This is a genomic window from Microbispora sp. NBRC 16548, assembly GCF_030268985.1.
GTDB classification, from domain to species: Bacteria; Actinomycetota; Actinomycetes; order Streptosporangiales; family Streptosporangiaceae; genus Microbispora; species Microbispora catharanthi.
The window spans coordinates 196,874-214,575 of the sequence record NZ_BSSF01000007.1 but is presented as its reverse complement, the minus strand read 5'-3'; the positions used below and the strand labels follow the sequence as shown (position 1 = coordinate 214,575).

The 17,702-nt window shown below is 71.2% G+C and carries 20 protein-coding genes; 8 read left to right on the top strand and 12 right to left on the bottom strand.

Features of this window, described 5'->3' with window-relative positions; all coding sequences use genetic code 11:
• Positions 1-168: 168 nt before the first annotated feature.
• A complete protein-coding gene (locus tag QSK36_RS21170) occupies positions 169-1,119 on the bottom strand; it encodes a thiamine-phosphate kinase (protein ID WP_285783797.1) in 951 nt (316 codons plus the stop codon).
• Positions 1,120-1,184: 65 nt separating this feature from the next.
• Here QSK36_RS21170 and QSK36_RS21165 point away from each other — a divergent pair, with 65 nt between their 5' ends.
• The gene (locus QSK36_RS21165; RefSeq protein ID WP_030506047.1) at positions 1,185-1,418 is read left to right on the top strand and encodes an Lrp/AsnC family transcriptional regulator; all 234 of its coding nucleotides are present in this window, start codon (positions 1,185-1,187) and stop codon (positions 1,416-1,418) included.
• A gap of 23 nt (positions 1,419-1,441) precedes the next feature.
• On the top strand, positions 1,442-1,897 hold the full coding sequence (locus QSK36_RS21160) for a DUF3515 domain-containing protein (RefSeq protein ID WP_139580066.1): 456 nt from the start codon (positions 1,442-1,444) through the stop codon (positions 1,895-1,897).
• Here QSK36_RS21160 and QSK36_RS21155 read toward each other — a convergent pair whose 3' ends face one another.
• The 3 genes from QSK36_RS21155 to QSK36_RS21145 all read right to left on the bottom strand — a co-directional run bounded on the left by QSK36_RS21155 (position 1,898) and on the right by QSK36_RS21145 (position 4,971).
• Positions 1,898-3,013, bottom strand: coding sequence for a D-alanine--D-alanine ligase family protein (locus tag QSK36_RS21155; RefSeq protein ID WP_285783607.1), 1,116 nt, complete (start codon positions 3,011-3,013; stop codon positions 1,898-1,900).
• Positions 3,014-3,100: 87 nt separating this feature from the next.
• Entirely contained in the window at positions 3,101-4,108 is a 1,008-nt protein-coding gene (locus QSK36_RS21150) for an NAD(P)H-dependent glycerol-3-phosphate dehydrogenase (protein WP_285783606.1), read from the bottom strand.
• A gap of 53 nt (positions 4,109-4,161) precedes the next feature.
• Positions 4,162-4,971: a lysophospholipid acyltransferase family protein gene (locus QSK36_RS21145; RefSeq protein ID WP_352240658.1), complete on the bottom strand. Its 810-nt coding sequence runs from the start codon at positions 4,969-4,971 to the stop codon at positions 4,162-4,164.
• Positions 4,972-5,048: 77 nt separating this feature from the next.
• Between QSK36_RS21145 and cofC the strand changes: the two genes are divergently transcribed.
• Positions 5,049-5,699, top strand: coding sequence for a 2-phospho-L-lactate guanylyltransferase (gene cofC, locus QSK36_RS21140; RefSeq protein WP_285783605.1), 651 nt, complete (start codon positions 5,049-5,051; stop codon positions 5,697-5,699).
• 142 nt (positions 5,700-5,841) lie between these two features.
• On the opposite strand, the gene QSK36_RS21135 is transcribed toward cofC, so the two are convergent.
• Positions 5,842-7,305 (bottom strand): MFS transporter, encoded by a 1,464-nt coding sequence (locus QSK36_RS21135; protein WP_183540500.1) that lies wholly within the window; start codon positions 7,303-7,305, stop codon positions 5,842-5,844.
• Between the two features lie 198 nt (positions 7,306-7,503).
• Between QSK36_RS21135 and QSK36_RS21130 the strand changes: the two genes are divergently transcribed.
• Positions 7,504-8,256 carry a TetR/AcrR family transcriptional regulator gene (locus QSK36_RS21130; RefSeq protein WP_183540502.1) on the top strand — a complete coding sequence of 251 codons (753 nt, stop codon included), beginning with the start codon at positions 7,504-7,506 and terminating at the stop codon, positions 8,254-8,256.
• Here the strand turns inward: QSK36_RS21130 and QSK36_RS21125 are convergent.
• A complete protein-coding gene (locus QSK36_RS21125) occupies positions 8,253-9,485 on the bottom strand; it encodes an MFS transporter (protein WP_285783604.1) in 1,233 nt (410 codons plus the stop codon). The genes QSK36_RS21130 and QSK36_RS21125 overlap by 4 nt on opposite strands.
• A gap of 70 nt (positions 9,486-9,555) precedes the next feature.
• Between QSK36_RS21125 and QSK36_RS21120 the strand changes: the two genes are divergently transcribed.
• The 3 genes from QSK36_RS21120 (at position 9,556) to QSK36_RS21110 (ending at position 10,950) form a co-directional block, all read left to right on the top strand.
• A complete protein-coding gene (locus tag QSK36_RS21120) occupies positions 9,556-9,756 on the top strand; it encodes a hypothetical protein (protein ID WP_183540505.1) in 201 nt (66 codons plus the stop codon).
• Positions 9,757-9,896: 140 nt separating this feature from the next.
• Complete coding sequence (locus QSK36_RS21115) at positions 9,897-10,511, top strand: TetR/AcrR family transcriptional regulator (RefSeq protein ID WP_183540507.1); 615 nt, start codon at positions 9,897-9,899, stop codon at positions 10,509-10,511.
• A 256-nt stretch (positions 10,512-10,767) separates the two neighbouring features.
• On the top strand, positions 10,768-10,950 hold the full coding sequence (locus tag QSK36_RS21110) for a hypothetical protein (RefSeq protein ID WP_183540509.1): 183 nt from the start codon (positions 10,768-10,770) through the stop codon (positions 10,948-10,950).
• Positions 10,951-10,966: 16 nt separating this feature from the next.
• Here QSK36_RS21110 and QSK36_RS21105 read toward each other — a convergent pair whose 3' ends face one another.
• Positions 10,967-12,181: an RNA polymerase sigma factor gene (locus QSK36_RS21105; protein WP_285783603.1), complete on the bottom strand. Its 1,215-nt coding sequence runs from the start codon at positions 12,179-12,181 to the stop codon at positions 10,967-10,969.
• Positions 12,178-12,549, bottom strand: coding sequence for a YciI family protein (locus QSK36_RS21100; RefSeq protein ID WP_139578393.1), 372 nt, complete (start codon positions 12,547-12,549; stop codon positions 12,178-12,180). Before QSK36_RS21100 ends, QSK36_RS21105 begins: the two co-directional genes overlap by 4 nt.
• Positions 12,550-12,699: 150 nt before the next feature.
• On the opposite strand from QSK36_RS21100, the gene QSK36_RS21095 reads away from it, so the two are divergent.
• A complete protein-coding gene (locus QSK36_RS21095) occupies positions 12,700-14,223 on the top strand; it encodes an MFS transporter (protein ID WP_285783602.1) in 1,524 nt (507 codons plus the stop codon).
• Here the strand turns inward: QSK36_RS21095 and QSK36_RS21090 are convergent.
• From QSK36_RS21090 to leuD, 4 genes are all read right to left on the bottom strand, one after another.
• Positions 14,202-16,232 (bottom strand): SpoIIE family protein phosphatase, encoded by a 2,031-nt coding sequence (locus QSK36_RS21090; protein ID WP_285783601.1) that lies wholly within the window; start codon positions 16,230-16,232, stop codon positions 14,202-14,204. The two genes, QSK36_RS21095 and QSK36_RS21090, sit on opposite strands and share 22 nt — an antisense overlap.
• A gap of 262 nt (positions 16,233-16,494) precedes the next feature.
• On the bottom strand, positions 16,495-16,791 hold the full coding sequence (locus tag QSK36_RS21085) for an HU family DNA-binding protein (RefSeq protein ID WP_111698130.1): 297 nt from the start codon (positions 16,789-16,791) through the stop codon (positions 16,495-16,497).
• A 53-nt stretch (positions 16,792-16,844) separates the two neighbouring features.
• The gene (locus QSK36_RS21080) at positions 16,845-17,105 is read right to left on the bottom strand and encodes an SCO5555 family protein (RefSeq protein ID WP_079312744.1); all 261 of its coding nucleotides are present in this window, start codon (positions 17,103-17,105) and stop codon (positions 16,845-16,847) included.
• The gene (gene leuD / locus QSK36_RS21075) at positions 17,084-17,671 is read right to left on the bottom strand and encodes a 3-isopropylmalate dehydratase small subunit (protein WP_183540517.1); all 588 of its coding nucleotides are present in this window, start codon (positions 17,669-17,671) and stop codon (positions 17,084-17,086) included. The genes QSK36_RS21080 and leuD overlap by 22 nt, the downstream gene beginning before the upstream one ends.
• Between the last annotated feature and the right edge of the window lie 31 nt (positions 17,672-17,702).

Genomic DNA, 17,702 nt, shown 5'->3' with positions numbered 1-17,702 from the left:
GCCAGGTGGTCCGGGCCGGCGCCCCTCTCCGAAGGGTCGTCCTGAGCCGGGGAGGGCTGCCCCTCCCGTTCCTTGCGTCCTGCCGTGTGACGGCCCATGACGGTCCTTCCTGTTGCCGACCGCCATACTTAATAACAGATCTAATACGCCTATGTCACAAATTTCACATCAAGCACGGAAGTGATCCCATCCCCCTTTGATCCAGGTCTGCCCGTCCACCCGCACTCCGCGACCCTCCGTGACCGCCCCTATACGCGTCCACTCGGGCGGCAGCCGTACCTCCGGAGGGAACGTCGCGGCCAGAGCGTGGTCGTCACCGCCGGTCAGCACCCACTCCAAGGGGTCCGTGCCGAGTTCGCGCGCCGCCGCGGACAGCGCCTCCGGCACGGGCAGAGCGGCGGCGTCCAGTTCGACGGCCACGCCGCTCGCGTCGGCGACGTGACCGAGGTCCTGCAGCAGGCCGTCGCTGACGTCGAGCATCGCCGTCGCGCCGAGCAGTGCGGCCCGCGGACCACAGGGGTAGGGCGGCCGGGGACGGCGGTGCGCCTCCAGCAGGGTCACGAGATCCGGGGAACCGCCGGTCACGCCCGCCCCGAGCAGGGCCAGGCCAGCCGCCGCGCAGCCGAGGCGGCCCGCCACCGCGACCACGTCGCCCGGACGCGCGCCCGACCGGGTCACCGGGGACCGGCCGCCGAGGTCGCCCAGCGCGGTCACGCCGAGCACGACGGTCTCCGAGCGGGCGATGTCGCCCCCTGCCACGGTCGCCCCCACCAGGTCGCACTCGTCGCGGAAGCCGTCGGTCAGGGCGTCCAGCCAGTCGGCGCCGATGTCCGCGGGCAGCCCCAGGCCGACCACGAGGGCGGTGGGATCGGCCCCCATGGCAACGATGTCGGAAAGATTCTGCGCCGCCGCCTTGCGGCCGATGTCGTAGCCACTCGACCAGTCGCGGCGGAAGTGCCTACCCTCGATCAGCAGGTCCGTGCTCACGACAACCCGCCCGTCGGGAGCCTTCAGGACCGCGGCGTCGTCGCCGGGGCCCAGAAGTACGGCCGCGGTCCGCGGAAGGCGTCCCGATATCCGCTGAATTACTCCGAATTCGCCGAGATCTCCGACTGTGATAGCACACCCCTAGTGCATTCGAGGTACGGTTACGCTCCGGCACTGATCTCTACCCGGAGGACGTCATGGTGCAGGCCTACATCCTTATCCAGACCGAGGTCGGCAGGGCCGCCAACGTGGCCGAGGAGATCTCCTCCATCCCCGGGGTGACACAGGCCGAGGATGTCACCGGCCCCTACGACGTGATCGTCCGCGCCCAGGCCAACAACGTGGACGAGCTCGGCAAGCTCGTGGTGGCCCAGATCCAGGCCGTGCACGGCATCACCCGTACACTGACGTGTCCGATCGTCCACATCTGAGCGGAACACTAGCCGGGGAGACGATGCGAGAGGCGAAGGGGCCCGTACGCGCCGCGCTGGCAGGCACGGCCCTGGCGGCGCTCGCCCTGCTCACCGGCTGCTCGTCCACCGTCCATGTGGAGCCGCCCACGCCCACCGGCGAGGCGGCGGCGGCCTGCCGCAAGCTCGACGCGGCGCTGCCGAAGACGCTCGACGGGCTCGACCGGGCCGACTCCGAGCCTCCCTCGCCGTACGTCGCCGTCTGGGGTGACGGCCAGATCGCCCTGCGCTGCGGCGTGCCCCGGCCGGCCGCGATGGAGCCGACGGCGGAGGTCGCCGACATCAACGGCGTCGGCTGGTTCCAGGACCCGCGCCGGCCGACGCTGTTCACGTCCACCAACCGGGTCGCGTACGTCGAGGTGACGATCGGGCAGGAGCACCAAGCCGGGGCCGTGCTGGTCGACCTGGCCGAGCCGATCAAGTCGAGCGTCCCTGAGTAGCTACCGCAGACCCGCGCGCCGGCGCAGCGCGAGCTGGATCAGCCGCTCGACCAGGCCGGTGTACGGCAGGCCGGTGGCGGCCCACAGCTGCGGCGCGACCGACAGCGACGTGAAGCCCGGCATGGTGTTGATCTCGTTGACGATCAGTTCGCCGGACGGCGTGTAGAAGAAGTCGACCCGCGACAGGCCCTCGCAGCCGAGCGCCTCGAACGCGCGCACGGCCATGGCCCGCAGCGTCTCCGCCACCTCGGCCGGAATGTCGGCCGGCGCCTGGAGCGCCATCTGGTCGGGGTAGTACTTGGCCTCGAAGTCGAAGAACTCGCGGTCGCCCCGCACGAGCACCTCGCCGGGGACGCTCGCCTCGGGAGCGGCGTCGCCGAGCGACTCCAGCACCGCGCACTCGATCTCCCGGCCGACGATGGCGGCCTCGACCAGCACCTTCGGGTCGTGCTCGCGGGCGACCTCGATCGCCGCCTCCAGCGACTCGGCGTCGTGCGCCTTGGAGATGCCCTGCGACGACCCGGCCCTGGACGGCTTGACGAACACCGGCCAGCCCAGTTCCTCGATCTCCTTGAGCACCCGGCCGCGGTCGAGCCGCCAGTCGCGGTCGCGTACGACCACGAACGGGCCGACCGGCAGCCCGGCGGCGCGCAGCACGAGCTTCATGTACGCCTTGTCCATGCCGACCGCGCTGGCCAGCACGCCGGAGCCCACGTAGCGGACACCGGCCATCTCCAGCAGGCCCTGGATCGTCCCGTCCTCGCCGAACGGCCCGTGCAGCATGGGGAACACGACGTCCACCCGGCCGAGCTCGCGCGGGATCTCCCCGGATTCGAGGGCCACGAGGGCGCCGGAGTCCCCCGGGAGCGCGAGCGCCGTGCCGGAGTCGTCAACGACGGGCAGGCGGCCGGATTCGATCGCGTAGGACTGGTTGCCCGACGCCAGCACCCAGCGCCCGTCCTGGGCGATGCCGATGGGGATGACCTCGTACTTCGACCGGTCGATGGCCTCCAGCACACTGCCTGCGCCCATCAGGGAGACGGCGTGCTCGGAGTTGCGGCCGCCGAAGACGACTGCCACGCGCACGCGTGACGGGGACTCGCGATCCTCATTCATGATGCCCGAATCTACCGTGTTCGAGACGCAAAACGGCTTGTCAGCCGCGCGCGTCGCGGAGGTCCGTTATCCCCGATCAGACCCTGGTCAGACGCCGTAGCGCTCCGGCTTGGGAGTACGCGACATCAGCAGCACGGCGGCCTCACCGGGGGTCATGCCGTCGTGGACGACGCCGACGACCACCTCGGTGATGGGCATCTCCACGTCGTGCTTCCTGGCCAGTTCGAGCACCGACTCGCACGACTTCACCCCCTCGGCCGTCTGCTTCGTGGCGGCGACGACCTCGGCCATCGTCATGCCGCGGCCCAGGTTCTCGCCGAAGGTGCGGTTGCGCGACAGCGGCGAGGTGCAGGTGGCCACGAGGTCGCCCATCCCGGCGAGGCCGGCGAAGGTGTGCTGGTCCGCCCCGAGCACCGCGCCCAGCCGGGCGATCTCGGCCAGTCCCCGCGTCATGAGCGTCGCCCGTACGTTGTCGCCCAGGCCCATGCCGACGGCGACTCCGACGGCCAGCGCGATGACGTTCTTGACCGCGCCGCCGAGTTCGACGCCCACCACGTCCGGATTCGTGTAGGTCCGGAACCACGGCAGATGGCACGCCTCCTGGAGCCGGGCGGCCACCTCCTCGTCGGAGCAGGCGACGACGGCCGCGGCGGGCTGGCGCTGGGCCAGTTCGGGGACCAGGTTGGGCCCGGAGACCACGGCCACCCGGCGCTCCGGCACCTCGGCCACCTCGCAGATGACCTCGCTCATCCGCTTGCAGGTGCCGAGCTCGACGCCCTTCATCAGGCTGACCAGCACGGCCCCCGGCGGAATGTGGGGCTTCCAGACCTGGAGGTTGGCGCGCAGCGTCTGGGACGGCACCGCGAGGACCACGAAGTCCGCGCCGTCCATGGCCTCGGCGGGGTCCGTCGTGGCGCGGATGGTGTCGGGCAGCCGCGTCCCCGGCAGATACTCGGGGTTCTCCCGGGTCTCGTTGATCGCGTCGACGATCTCCGCCCGCCTGCCCCACAGGGTCGTGGGGGTGCCGGCCTCGGCGAGGATCATCGCGAACGTGGTGCCCCACGAGCCCGTTCCGAAAACAGCCGCCCTGCTCACTGGCCGCACCACTCCTCTTACTCCGCGCGCTCCTCCCTTACCGTACGCTCCGCTCAGCCGTTGGCCGCGTTCTTGGGGTCATAAGGGACCTCCGGCGCCTTCTCGTCCCGAATCTCGGCGAGCAGGTCGGTGATGGCGGCCGTGATGTCCGCTGTCGCGTCGCGCAGGACCGAGCCGCGCATGGGCTGTCCGGCGTACTTGGACAGGTCGACCGGCGGCCCGGCCAGCACGTCGAAGGACTTGCGGGGCAGCAGCCGGGGCTTCTTCGCCCCGTACGGCAGCAGTTCCTGGGCGCCCCAGTGAGCGATCGGGACGACCGGCACGCCGGTCGCGAGGGCCAGCCGGGCGACGCCGGTCTTGCCGACCATGGGCCACAGGTCGGGATCGCGGGTGATCGTGCCCTCGGGATAGAACAGGATGCAGGCGCCCTTCCGCAGCCGCTCCTCGGCGATCTTGAGCGACCTGGTGGCCTCGGTGCTGTTCCGCTCGACCGGGATGGCCTGGAGCTGGGCGATGGCGTGACCGAGCCCGCGGATCCGGAAGAGACCCGCCTTGGCCAGGATCGTCGGCCACCGCCCGTTGTTGTACAGGTAGTGCGAGAGCAGCACCGGGTCGGACCACGACAGGTGGTTGGCCGCGATGATCAGACCGCCGCTGCGGGGGATGTGCTCCCCGCCGCGCCACCTCCGCTTCACGAACAGCCGGGAGAGCGGCTTGACGACGACGACCGCGAGCGTCTCCCAGAAGCGCGGCGGCCGGCCGACACGCCGGCTCACCGTGGCGGAGGCGGGCGCCGCAGGTGTGGCCGGGGGTGTGGCCGCAGGTGTGGTCGGGTCGGACGAGGGCTCGCTGGGGTGGCTCACAGGGTCTCCAAATCACCGGGATCCAGCACAAGTCTCCCGGTTGGCCAAGGGCGATGTCGAGGCGGGATGCTACAGGCATGCACCTCGCGCGATGGTCAATAGTGGTCCCGGTGAAGACCCTGATCCGGGCCAAGACGCGGCTCGCGGCGGCGGCCGGGCCGCACCGGGCCGACCTGGCGGTCGCGGTGGCCTCCGACACCGTGGCGGCGGCGCTGCGGTGCCCGCTGGTGGCCCGCGTGGTGGTCGTGACGGCCGACCCGCTGCCCGCGCGGCGGCTGGCCGCGCTCGGGGCCCACGTGGTGGACGATCCCGACCGAGGGCTGAACACCGCCCTCCGGACCGGGGCGGAGGAGGCCGTACGGCTCGCGCCCGACGACGCCGTCGGCGCCCTGCAGGCCGACCTGCCCGCCCTTCGGCCGGCGGAGCTGGAGACGGTGCTCGCGGCGGCGCAGGAGTTCGACCAGGCGTTCGTCCCCGACGCCGCCGAGGTGGGGACGACCTTCTACGGTGTGCGGCCGGGCGTGTCCTTCCGGCCGGGGTTCGGCGGCGAGTCGCGGATCAGGCACCTGTCCCGGGGGGCCAAGGAACTGACCCCGCCGGGGATCGCGTCCGTACGCACGGACGTGGACACCGTGGAGGACCTGCGCGACGCCCTGGTCCTGGGCGTCGGCCCCGCTACCGCCGAGGTCGCGGCCCTGATCCTCGGCGGCACGGCCCCCCGGCCGTAGCGGACGGCTGCCGACCGTCCCACCCGATCACGGCGGGCGAACGTGAGCGGCGGAGGCGGCGCGGTCGAGATCTGGCTAGCCGGACACGCGGAAGGCGACCACGCCGAGCCCCCGCTCCGGCGTGGTCGCCCGTGATGTCGCGTCAGTGGGCCGCCTCCGCGTTCTCGCGGGCCTGCTTGGGCAGGAGGAAGGACACGGCGAAGGTGAGCAGGAGCATTCCGGCGACCACCCAGAGCGTGATCTTCATGGCCTGGTCGAAGCTCCCGGCGGTGGGCACGTCGCCGAGCAGGTCGAAGAAGACCGTGCCGAGCAGGGCCACGCCGAACGCGTTGCCCAGCTGCTGCACCGCCGTCAGCGTGCCGGACGCCGAGCCCGTCTCGTGCTCCTCCACGCCGGCGAGCACGATGTCGAAGAACGGCGACATCAGCAGGCCCATGCCGATTCCGCTGACGACCAGCGCGGGGGTGAGCTGCCAGGGGCTGACGTGCATACCCGCCATGTTCAGCGTGAGCAGGACGCCGAGCACGCCCAGCGTCATGACCAGGGTGCCGCCCTGGAGCAGCCTGCGCCCGAACTTCTGCAGCCCCTGCGCGAGACCGAATCCGAGGATCATGCCACCCGACCAGGGGACCATCGCGAGCCCCGCCTTGAGCGGCGAGTAGCCGAGGCCCAGCTGGCAGTAGAGGTTGAAGGCCAGCATGAACCCGGCCATGCCGGAGAAGAACACCATGCCGGTGAACAGGCCGCCGGTGAACGCGCGCTTGCGGAACAGGCTCGGCACGATCAGCGGGTCGCCGCCCGCGCGGCTGCGGCGGGACTGGAACCAGGCGAAGACGGCGAACACGAGCACCGAGGCGGCGAGCATGACGAACGCCCACGCGGGCCAGTCGTGCTCGCGGCCCTGCACCAGCGGGTAGATCACCAGGAAGGCGCCCACGGACGCGAGCGCGACCCCGGCCAGGTCGAGCCGCGGCGGCCGCGGCGACCTCGACTCGGGCAGGAAGCGCAGCCCGGCGACAAGCGCGGCCAGGCCGAGCGGCAGGTTGATGAAGAAGATCATCCGCCAGCTCGTGCCCCAGAAGTCGGCCGTGACGAGCCAGCCGGCGAGGATCGGGCCGCCCACGGCCGACAGGCCCATGACCGGCCCGAACATGCCGAACGCCTTGCCCATCTCCGCGGGCGGGAACATTTCCTTGATCATGCCGAGGCCCTGGGGCAGCATGACCGAGCCGAACAGGCCCTGGATCACCCGGGCGCCTATCAGCATCTCGGGCGACTGGGCGACGGCGCACACCAGGGAACCCACGGTGAACCCGGCGGCGCCGATCAGGAACATGCGCCTGCGGCCGAAGATGTCCCCGAGCCGGCCGCCGGTGATCAGACCCACGGCCATCGAGAGCGTGTAGGCGGCGCCCAGCCATTGGATGACGGCCTCGGAGCCGCCGAGGTCGGCGCGCATCTCGGGCGCCGCGATGTTGGTGACCATCGCGTCGAGAAGGTCCATGACCTCCCCGGCGAGGATCACGAAGAGAGCGGCCCAGCGCCAGCGGTACGGCGCTCCGGTCGCCGATGCCGGCGGCGCCGCCGCCGTGATGGATTCGGACATCGCCCCTCCTTCGAACTGAACAGTGTTCATAGTAAAGTGAGCGCTGTTCTACCACCGATCAGTGTTCAGCGCCAAGTTCGATGTTCACCACGATATATCTCGTTTACTCGACGTACAAGATATATCTCGTTTCAAGAGCGGTGTTCGTGAAGACGGAGCGGTGTTCACTAGCATGGGCGGAACAGCGGGAGGTCCTTCATGACGCAGCCGGACATGCCCACACCGCCGTGGGAGCGTCCGCCCAAGCGACGTACGCCGGCCAGGGTTCCCCTCACCCGTGAGCGCATCGTCGACGCCGCCTACACGGTCCTCGACCGTGAGGGCTACGACCGGCTGAGCATGCGGCAGGTCGCCGCCGAGCTCGGCGTCGCCGTCTCGGCGCTGTACGTGCACGTACGCGACAAGGACGAGCTGCTGCAGCTCATGTACAACCGCACGTTCGAGGGCTACGAGGTGCCGGAGCCCGACCCCGAGCGCTGGCGGGAGCAGGTCATGGACTTCGCCCGTCAGGCGCGTGAGCGGCTGCTGAGCCATCGCGATATGGCGAAGATCACGATGGGTCATGTTCCGTTCACACCGGAGCTGCTCCCCTACGTCGAACGGCTGCTGGCCGTCCTCGGCGCCGCCGGACTGCCGCGACGGGTCCTGGCCATCTCCGGCGACATGCTGTCCACGTACATCAACGGGTTCGCGCTGGAGGAGGGCCTCTGGCAGCAGCGCTACCGCGAGACCCACACCTCGTGGCACAAGCTGCGCGACGAGGTCAACGACTACTTCGCCTCGCTGCCGCCCGACCGCTTCCCGAACCTGGTGGCGCTCGCCGACATCATGATGGACGAGTCGAACGACTACCGGTTCGATCTCGGCGTGGAGATCATCCTGCGCGGCCTCGCCTCCTACATCGGCGAGCCGGACCCCGATGAGGAGGGCAAGGAGAGCGAGGAGGGCTAGGAAACCTCGCGGATCCACGGTGCGAGCAGGACCGGCAGGTGGGCGAGCGTGTAGGCCCCGCAGGCGGCCCAGAACGCGACGCGCACCCCGGCGAGCTGCCCCAGCGTGCCCGCCAGCAGGCCGCCGAGCGGCATCGGGCCCCACATCAGGAACCGCATGGTGGCGCTCAGGCGGCCGAGCAGGTGCGGCGGGCAGATCGACTGGCGGTAGGCCCCCTGCGCCACGCTGAACACGGTTGTCGCCACCCCACTGGCCGCCAGGGCCACCGGGAGGATCAGCAGGCGGGGGCCCGCCGCCGTCAGCGCGAGCGGGGCGGTGCACACCGTGGCCGCCCACGCCGCGGCGTACATGGCCCGGCCCGTTCCCAGGCGGGCGGCGACCCGCGGGGCGAGCCAGGCGCCGGCCACCCCGCCCACCGCACCGGCCGACAGCAGCATGCCGTACGTGCCGGGGCTCGTGCCGACCTCGCGGACGAGGTAGAGCGGCACCGTGGCCGACCACAGGCCGAACGACAGCATCATCAGCGCCCCCACGGCGGCGACCCGGCGCAGGACGGGCTGCCCGGCGACGAACAGGAGCCCTTCGGCGATCTCCGGCCACAGCCGGCCCCCGCCCCTGACATCCCTTCCGCCGGGCTTCTCGTCCGCGCGTACGCCGAGGAGCAGCAGCGCGGACCCGGCGTAGCTGAGGGCGTCCGCGACCACCGCGATCGGGGCGGTGAGCGCCTGGACCAGCCAGCCGCCGATCCCCGGGCCGGCGAGCCGGGCGAGCGACTGGTTCGCCGCGAGCGTGCCGTGCCCGCGGGTGAGGTCCTCCCGGCCGACGATGGAGGGGAGGTAACTCTGGTGGGCGACGTCGAAGAAGACCGTGCACAGCCCGTTCACCAGGGCCACGGCGTACAGCTGGGGCAGGCCGAGCACGCCGGGCACGGCCGCGGCCGGGATGGACAGCAGCGCCAGCGCGCGGACCACGTCGGCGGCGACCAGCACGGGACGGCGCCGCATTCGGTCCACCCAGGCTCCGGCGGGCAGGCCGACCAGCAGGAACGCCACCATCTCGGCCGCGGTGAGCAGCCCCACCTGGAAGGGGCTCGCGTGAAGGGTGAGCGCCGCCGTGAGCGGCAGGGCGACCAGGGAGACCTCGCTGCCGAACTTGCTGATCGCGTCGGCCCCGGCGTATCGCCGGAAGTCACGGACGCGCCACAGGCTTCTCGGTGCCGCCTCGGTCATGGCGGGACATGCTGGCAGCCGGAAGATCTACGGTCAAAGGATTTTCCGCAGGCGGCGGTAGGCTGGCGGCGTGCAGGCGACGGTGCAGATCTTCGACCCCGCGACCCGCTCGGGCTGGGTCTTCCTCGACGACGGCACCCGGATCCCGTTCGACGGCGAGGCGTTCGACGCCGGGCCGCTGCGGCACCTGCGCCCCGGGCAGCGAGTCGCCCTCGTCATGGCGGACGGCCACGTCACCTACGTGACGCTCTCCACGTTCCCGACGCCCTGAGTTTCCCCGTCGATGTTTCCCCGTCGATCACCAGGCCCGCGCCGTCGACGCTCGTCGCGTGCGGGCGAAGCCGGGGTATTACTCGCTACATCGGTGTAGCAATTTATTGGACAACTGAACCCCACGGGTAGCATGTGACGGTGACGACAGCCCAGCAGTCCTCGCAGCAAGGGAAGCGTCCACTCCGGGCCGACTCGGAGCGGACGGTACGGACGATCCTCGAGGCGGCCGAGCGCGTGTTCGCCGCCAACCCGGCGGCGACCATGGAGCAGGTCGCCCAGGCGGCCGGGGTCGCCAGAACGACCGTCCATCGCCGTTTCGCCACCCGCGAGGCGCTCGTGGAGGAGCTCACCGGCTGGGCCGCCCGCCGGTTCGCCGAGGCCGTCGAGTCGGCCCACACGGACAGCACCCCGCCGCTCGTCGCGCTCTACCAGGTCACCGCCAACGTCCTGCGCGTGAAGACGAACTGGTGGTTCGCCATGAGCCGTACGGCCGACGGCGCCCACCCCGAGGCCGCCCGCGTGCACGCCGAGGTCCGCGACGACTGCGAGCGGCTGTTCCGCCGGGCCCGCGAGGCGGGCGTGCTGCGTCCCGACGCCGACCTCGACTGGACCCGCCGCGTCTACTACGCCCTCATCCACGAGGCCGCCGCCGAGGGGGCGTCCGGGGGCGGGGACGCCGAGGCCCTCGCGACCCGGGTCGTGGACACCCTGCTGCGCGGATTCGGGTCCCCCGCCGCGCCTGTCATCGCCTGACCGGCCCTCTGACCAGGGCGGGTTTGACCCGATCACCCGGCCGGGGTTCTACTGGAGAGGCTCTTACGCGTCGTCGCACGACTGTGAGGAGGTGGTCGGGATGACTTCCGGCAGTAGTCCGCAACCATCCCATCCCGTCACCTTCCCCGGCAGGGCGCGGAGCTCCGGCGTCGTCGAGGCGGTCACCGCCCGCTGTCACGCCAGGTGACGGGTTCTCATCCGTGCCGCACGCCCGGCACGAGACAGGAGGTCCGTCATGACGATCACGATTTCCGTTCCGTTCACGCTGCCGCAGATCCTGCGCCGGACGGCCCGTGTCCTGTTCCCCGTCCTGATGCCTCTCGCCCTCGCGCTGGTGGGTTCCGCCGAGGCGGGGGTCGGCCTGCAGGCGGGGCTCGAAATCGGGCTGCTGGTCCTCCGGCACCTGCTGGGTATCTGAGGGTTCGGGGCGGGATCTACGCCCTTACCCGGCTGGCCCGGGACTCCAGGTAGCGCTGCTCGGCCATGCTGGCGGTGGACTTCGCGGCCCGCCGGTAGTGCTCGTACGCCCCGGCCGTGTCGCCGGTCTTCTCCAGCAGATGCGCGCGCACGGACAGCAACCGGTGATGCCCGGCCAGCCGCTCGTCACCGTCCAAGGTGGACAGCAGCGCCAGCCCGGCCCGCGGGCCATCGATCTCGGCGAGCGCGATCGCCCGGTTGAGGGTGACCATCGGGTTGGGCGCGATGCGCTCCAGGATCAGATAGAGGGCGTGCACCTGCGGCCAGTCGGTCTCCTCGGCCGTGGCCGCGTCGGCGTGCGTGGCGGCGATGGCCGCCTGCAGTTGGTAAGGCCCCAGCGCCGGGCCGGCCAGCGACGCCTTGACCAGCTCGACGCCCTCGTCGATCAGCCCGCGGTCCCACGTCGTGCGGTCCTGCTCGTCCAGCGGCACCAGGTCGCCGGCCGGGGTCGTACGGGCCTCCCGGCGGGCGTGGGTCAGCAGCATCAGCGCGAGCAGCCCGGTCACCTCGCCGTCCTCGGGCAGCTGGGCGTGCACCATCCGGGTCAGCCGGATCGCCTCGTGCGCGAGGTCGGCGCGGTGCAGCTCGCTGCCCGAGGAGGCGGTGTAGCCCTCGTTGAAGATCAGGTAGAGCACGTGCAGGACGACCCGGAGCCGCTCCTGGAGCTCCGCGCCGTCCGGCAGGCCGAAGGAGCTGCCGGCGGCCTTGATGCGCTGCTTGGCCCGGCTGATCCTGGCCGCCATCGTGGCCTCCGGCACCAGGAACGCGCGGGCGATCTCGGCGGTGGTCAGGCCGCCGACCGCCCGCAGCGTCAGGGCGACCTGGGAGGCCGCGGTCAGCGTGGGATGGCAGCACAGGAACAACAGGACGAGGGTGTCGTCGGTGCCCGGCACGTCCTCCGGCACGACCTCGACGGCGGCCGTCGCCGACTCCCGCTCGCGGCGGGCGTGGTCGCTGCGCAGCTGGTCGATGAGCCGCCGGGACGCGACGGTCAACAGCCAGCCGCGCGGGTTGTCCGGCACCCCCTCTGCCGGCCACTGGACGGCGGCGGCGAGGACGGCCTCCTGCACGGCGTCCTCACACCCTTCGAACTGGCCGTGCCGGCGTACCAACGCGCCGAGGACCTGCGGCGTGAGCTCACGCAGCAGGTCCTCGACGACCGGTGCTGTCATGCCTCCAATTGTCCGTCAGCGAACATGACCTGCCGCACCTCGATCCCGAGACCCTCGATCGCGGCGTCCGGGATCTGCGCCGCCAACTCGATCGCCCGCTCCTTGTTCTCGCAGTCGATCAGATAGAAGCCGCCCACATACTCCTTGGACTCCAGGAAGGGGCCGTCGGTGACGACCGGCTGGCCGTTGCGCACGGACACCACCGCCGCCTGTGACGGGTCGACCAGCGCCTGCGTGGTGATCAGCTCTCCGGACTGCTTCAGCGCCTCGATGAACCTGCCGTGGCCCTCGCCGATCGCCGCCTGCTCCTCGTCGGTCAGCGCGTCCAGCACGGCCGGGTTGATGTGCATGCTGATCAGGAACTTCATCTCGTTCTCCTCCTGTTTCGCGAGCCCCGTCGGGCCCTTTCACCGGTTGGTCGGAGCCGCCGCCGTCGTCTTGACACGTACCCGTGTCAAAAAACTCCCGGCCGCTCCGACCAAGCGGCGAGACGTCGAGAGAGCAGGGAGTTTTCACTTATGCGAGTCAACCGGGCGTGGCTGGGACTGGTCGTCCTGGCGTTGCCGGCACTGCTCGTCGCGATCGACGCGACGGCGTTGCTCCTCGCGCTGCCACAGCTGAGCGCCGACCTGGGAGCCACCAACGTCGAGCAGCTGTGGATCAGCGACGGCTACGGATTCATGGTGGCCGGCCTCGTCATCACGATGGGCACGCTCGGCGACCGGATCGGCCGACGGCGGCTCCTGCTGATCGGCGGAGCGGCGTTCCTGGTGCTGTCGGTCGTGGCCGCCTTCGCGGTCAGCCCGCTGATGCTGATCGTCGCGCGTGCCCTGCTGGGCGTCGCCGGGGCGACCCTGGCGCCGTCCACACTCGCCCTGATCACCACCATGTTCCGCGACGGACGGCAGCGGGGCAAGGCCATCGCGGTCTGGGCGACCTGCCAGTTCACCGGCGGCGCGCTCGGACCCGTGCTCGCCGGATTCCTGCTCCAGCACTTCTGGTGGGGTTCGGTGTTCCTGGTCGCCGTGCCGGCGATGGCGTTGCTGCTGCTCGCCGGGCCGGTCCTGCTGCCGGAGTTCCGCAGCGACCAGGCCGGCCGGCTCGACCCGGCCAGCGTCGGACTGTCGCTCGTGGCGGTGCTCCTGATGGTCTACGGGATCAAGCAACTGACCGTCGAGAGCGTGTCGGCCGCCCCTGCGGTGGCCCTCGTCGCCGGCGCGGCCGTCGGATTCCTGTTCGTACGCCGGCAGCTGCGGCTGGATGCGCCGCTGCTGGACCTGCGGCTGCTGTGCAACCGCCCCTTCACCGCCGTGCTCGTCTCGCTGGTATTCGCCGACGTCGCCATGGCCGGCACGGGCCTGATGGTGACCCAGTATCTGCAGGGCGTGCTGGGCTTCTCGCCGGTCGCGTCGGCGTTGCTGTTCGCGCCTATGGGCCTGGGCACGGCGGTCGGCACCATGGCCGCGCCGGCGCTGGCCAGGCGGATGGAACAGACGACCGCCATCGCCGGGGGGCTGGCGGGGTCGGCGGTGGGCAGCCTGCTGCTGGTCGGCGTCGGCGTGGGCGGTGCGGGCGCCCTGCCGCTGGTGATGATCGGCATCGCCACGCTGGCGCTGGGCACGGGCCCGCTGTTCGCGCTGGGCACCGGGCTGGTCGTCGGGTCCGTGCCGCCGGAGCGCGCCGGCTCGGCGGCGTCGATGTCGGAGACCGGCAACTACCTCGGCGGTTCGCTCGGCTTCGCGCTGCTCGGTGCGGTGGCGGCGGTGGTCTACCGCGGCCGGATGAACGGCACGTCCGACTCGCTGGCCGACGCGGTCGCCGCCGGCCGGCACCTTCCCGCCGCCCAGGGCGCGCAACTGCTGCACGCCGCGCGGGAGGCGTTCACGGCCGGCCTGCACGTCACCGGCGTCGTCGCCGCGGTCGTCTTCGCCGGGCTGGCCGTGCTGGTCCTGGCGATGCGCCCGGCGACCCGGACCGCTCCGGCCGCACTGCCTCACCACGGGGCCCACAACGAGGCCGGCTACGAGGCGGCTCCCTCATAGCGCCCTTCCGGCGGCACCCGCAGCGCGATCATGGCGACGTCGTCCTCCCCCGTCACGGGCATCCCCGTGAGCAGTTCGTCGCAGAACCGGCCCAGGGGTTCGCGCGCGAGCGGCTCCGCACACCGCCGCAACCGTTCGAGCCCCTCACCGAGGTCCTCTCCCCGCCGCTCGACGAGGCCGTCGGTGTAGAGCAGCAGGGTGCTGTGCGGCGGCAACGGCTGCGCGGCGCTGATCCACGGCTGGTCGTGGTAGAGGCCGAGAAGGGGGTTGCCCGCGTCCTGGAGGAAGCGGCCCTCCCCCTCCCCGGTCACCAGCAACGGCGGCGGGTGCCCGGCCACCGAGTACGTCAGCCGCCACACGCCCTCGTCGTCCCTCTCCAGACGGGTCAGGACGCAGGTGGCCGTGCTCTCGCCGTTCAGGGTCTCCAGGGCTCTGGTGAGCCGCCGCAGGACGTCGCCGGGGGACTCGTCGCGGTCGACGGCGAGCGCCCGCAGCATGTTGCGCACCTGGCTCATGCACACGGCGGCGGCCAGGTCGTGCCCGGCCACGTCGCCGATGACCAGCTTGACGGCGCCGCAGGACAGCCGGAACGCGTCGTACCAGTCTCCGCCGATCTCGGCGGCGGTCGGGCTCGCCTGATAGCGCGCGGCGAGCTCCAGGCCGGGGACGTGGGGCGGCTCGGCCAGCAGGCTGTGCTGCAGGGCCAGCGCCACCCTCTGCGTGCGGCGGAACCGCAGAGCCTTGCTGACCGCGTCGTGCGCGTGGTCGAGCATCTCCCGCATCAGTTGGACGTCGTCACACGGGATCGGAGGGCGATCCCCGCAGGCACCGGTCGCGACCACGGCCGCCACCTCGCCCTCGACGACGATCGGCAGGAGGGCCAGGCTGTGCGACCCGATCTCGGCCATCCACGTCCTGACGGCCTCCGGGCAGGAGAACGAAGGACGGCCGGGAGGGTAGGAGAGCTCGACAGGGCGGCGCCGCCGTACCGCGCGCACCAGCGCGCTGTCGACGGTGTGATACTCCTTGCGCCGCGTCGGCAGTCTCGGCAGTCCCTCGCGTACGGCGGAGGCGACGCGCTCGGTGACTATGGGCGCGTGCGGGAGGCCGCCGCTCGCCTCGGGCAGCAGGTAGACGTGGCACGAGTCGGCGAGCTCCGGCACGATCACACCGGCGAGCGCCTGGCACATCTCCTCCAGGTTGGTGATGTCGGTCGCCGCGGCGGCGGCGAGGTCCAGCAGCCGGCGGCGGCGGTCCTCCTGCCATTCCTGCTCGACGTCGGTGGAGGCTCCCACCCACTCCATCACCGCGCCGTTCTCGTACACGGGCACGGCCCGGAACCGGATGTGCCGGTATGTGCCGGCGAGGGTGCGGACACGGTAGATCTGCTCGTAGAGCGAGATCGCCTCTCCCGTGGCCTTGTCAAACGAGTCCCTGGCGGGCACGCGGTCGTCCGGGTGCAGGGCGCCCAGCCAGCCGAAGCCGAGACTCTCCTCCATCGTCTGTCCCGTCAGCCGCTGCCAGCCCTGGCTCACCTCCCTGGACTCGCCGTGCGGGCCGGTCACCCACACCATGTGCGCGTCCGCCCAGACCATGCTCTGGTAGCGGCGCTGGAGGCGGAGCCACTCCTTCTCCATCACGTGGAGCCGCCGTGTGGCGGAGACCTGCTCCGTGACCTCCTGGACCGCCGCCAGGAGTCCGCTCTCGCCGCCCTGCAGGGGAATCCTGGAAAGGCTTATCCGGAAGAGCCGCTCGCGTGGGCCGCCACTCCGGCCCGCGGTCACGCGGACCTCGTCGAGGCGCGCCGTCTCCCCCGTCTCGCGAACCTCGTCGAGCACGGCGAGGGTGTCCTGCCCGAGGACGTCGCGGAGCCCCTCCCGCACCGGCGCCCCGATGGGCAGGTCCCCGAACATCGCCCTGACGGCGTCGTTCGCGTACGCCAGCCGGTGGTCCGGCCCGCGGGTCACCAGGACTCCGGCCGGCGCCTGGTCGAACACGTCCAGCGCCACCCGACTGGACTCACGTTTTTGGCCGACGTGCACTGCATCTACCCCCGGTTGAACCCGTACGCACGCGGTCGGTGGGTCCCCCGCATACGCGCCCCGCGACTCGCTTACCTGAAGATTACACACGTTTGCGCAGGTCAAGAAGGTGGGTCACGACTCTGTGCCGCTGCGGGTCGAGGCCCCGTGCCGCTGCGGCACCGGCCGGGAAACGACGAACGGCGCCCGGGGGCTCCGAGCGCCGTCCACTGGTGCGGGGTGGGGCCGGCTACTTCTTCTTGGCAGCCTTGCCACCCGCGTTGACCTGCTCCTTGAAGTCCGCGCCGGGGCGGAACCTGGGTGCCCAGCTCTCCTCCACCTTGATCGGATCCCCGGTGGAAGGGTTGCGGGCCGTACGGGCCGGCTTGTGCACCATCTCGAAGGCGCCGAAGCCGGTGATCGAGACCTTGTCCCCGCTCGCGACAGCACCCTGGATGGCGTCGAGAACGGCGTTGACGGCTTCGGTCGCCGTCTTCTTGTCGCCGACACGATCCGTGATCGCGTCGACGAGTTCTTTCTTGTTCATTTCGGTTTCCTCCCCCTTACGCGCTTGAAATTAGGGGACGAGGTCGCGGGACTTCAATCACCGGGGGGCATGTTTCGCCTGCTCGGCGTGTCGAATGTGCCGTCCAGATAGGCGATGAAGGCGTCCAGCCGGGCGGCCGCATGGGCTATGTCCCGCTTTGCCACGTCACAGATAGCAAGCAGCCGTCGCGCCAGGCGGGCCTGCTCCTCCTGTGGTAAGGCTAACGCTCTGACGCGGCGATGCGCATCACGCAGTCGCCGCGCCAGCAACTCATCTCCGGTCTGAGGATCGTTCAGACGGTCGTCGGCAGCCATGGCTGCCGTCCATTCTCGTACTCCTCGATGGTGTCCGCGTGACGCAGGGTCAGCCCGATGTCGTCGAGGCCCTCCAGCAGCCGCCAGCGGGTGTAGTCGTCGATCTCGAACGAGGCCACGAGGTCGCCGCAGCGCACCTGGCGTTCCACCAGGTCGACGGTGATCTCCGTCTTCGGGTCGGCCTCGGCCGCGTCCTGCAGGCGCTCGACCACGTCCTCGGGCAGGACGACCGGCAGCAGGCCCATCTTCGTGGAGTTGTTGCGGAAGATGTCGCCGAACCGCGAGGCGATCACGACGCGGAAGCCGTACTGCTGCAGGGCCCAGACGGCGTGCTCACGCGAGGAGCCGGTGCCGAAGTCGGGCCCGGACACCAGGATCGACGCGCCCTCGTACGCCGGGTCGTTCAGCACGAAGGACGGGTCCTCGCGCCAGGCGGCGAACAGGCCCTTCTCGAACCCCGTACGGCTGACCTGCTTCAGCCAGACCGCCGGGATGATCTGGTCGGTGTCCACGTTGCTGCGGCGCAGCGGTACGGCCCGGCCGGTGTGAGTGGTGAAGGCATCCATGATGATCTCTTCCTGGGACTGAGGCGGGCGG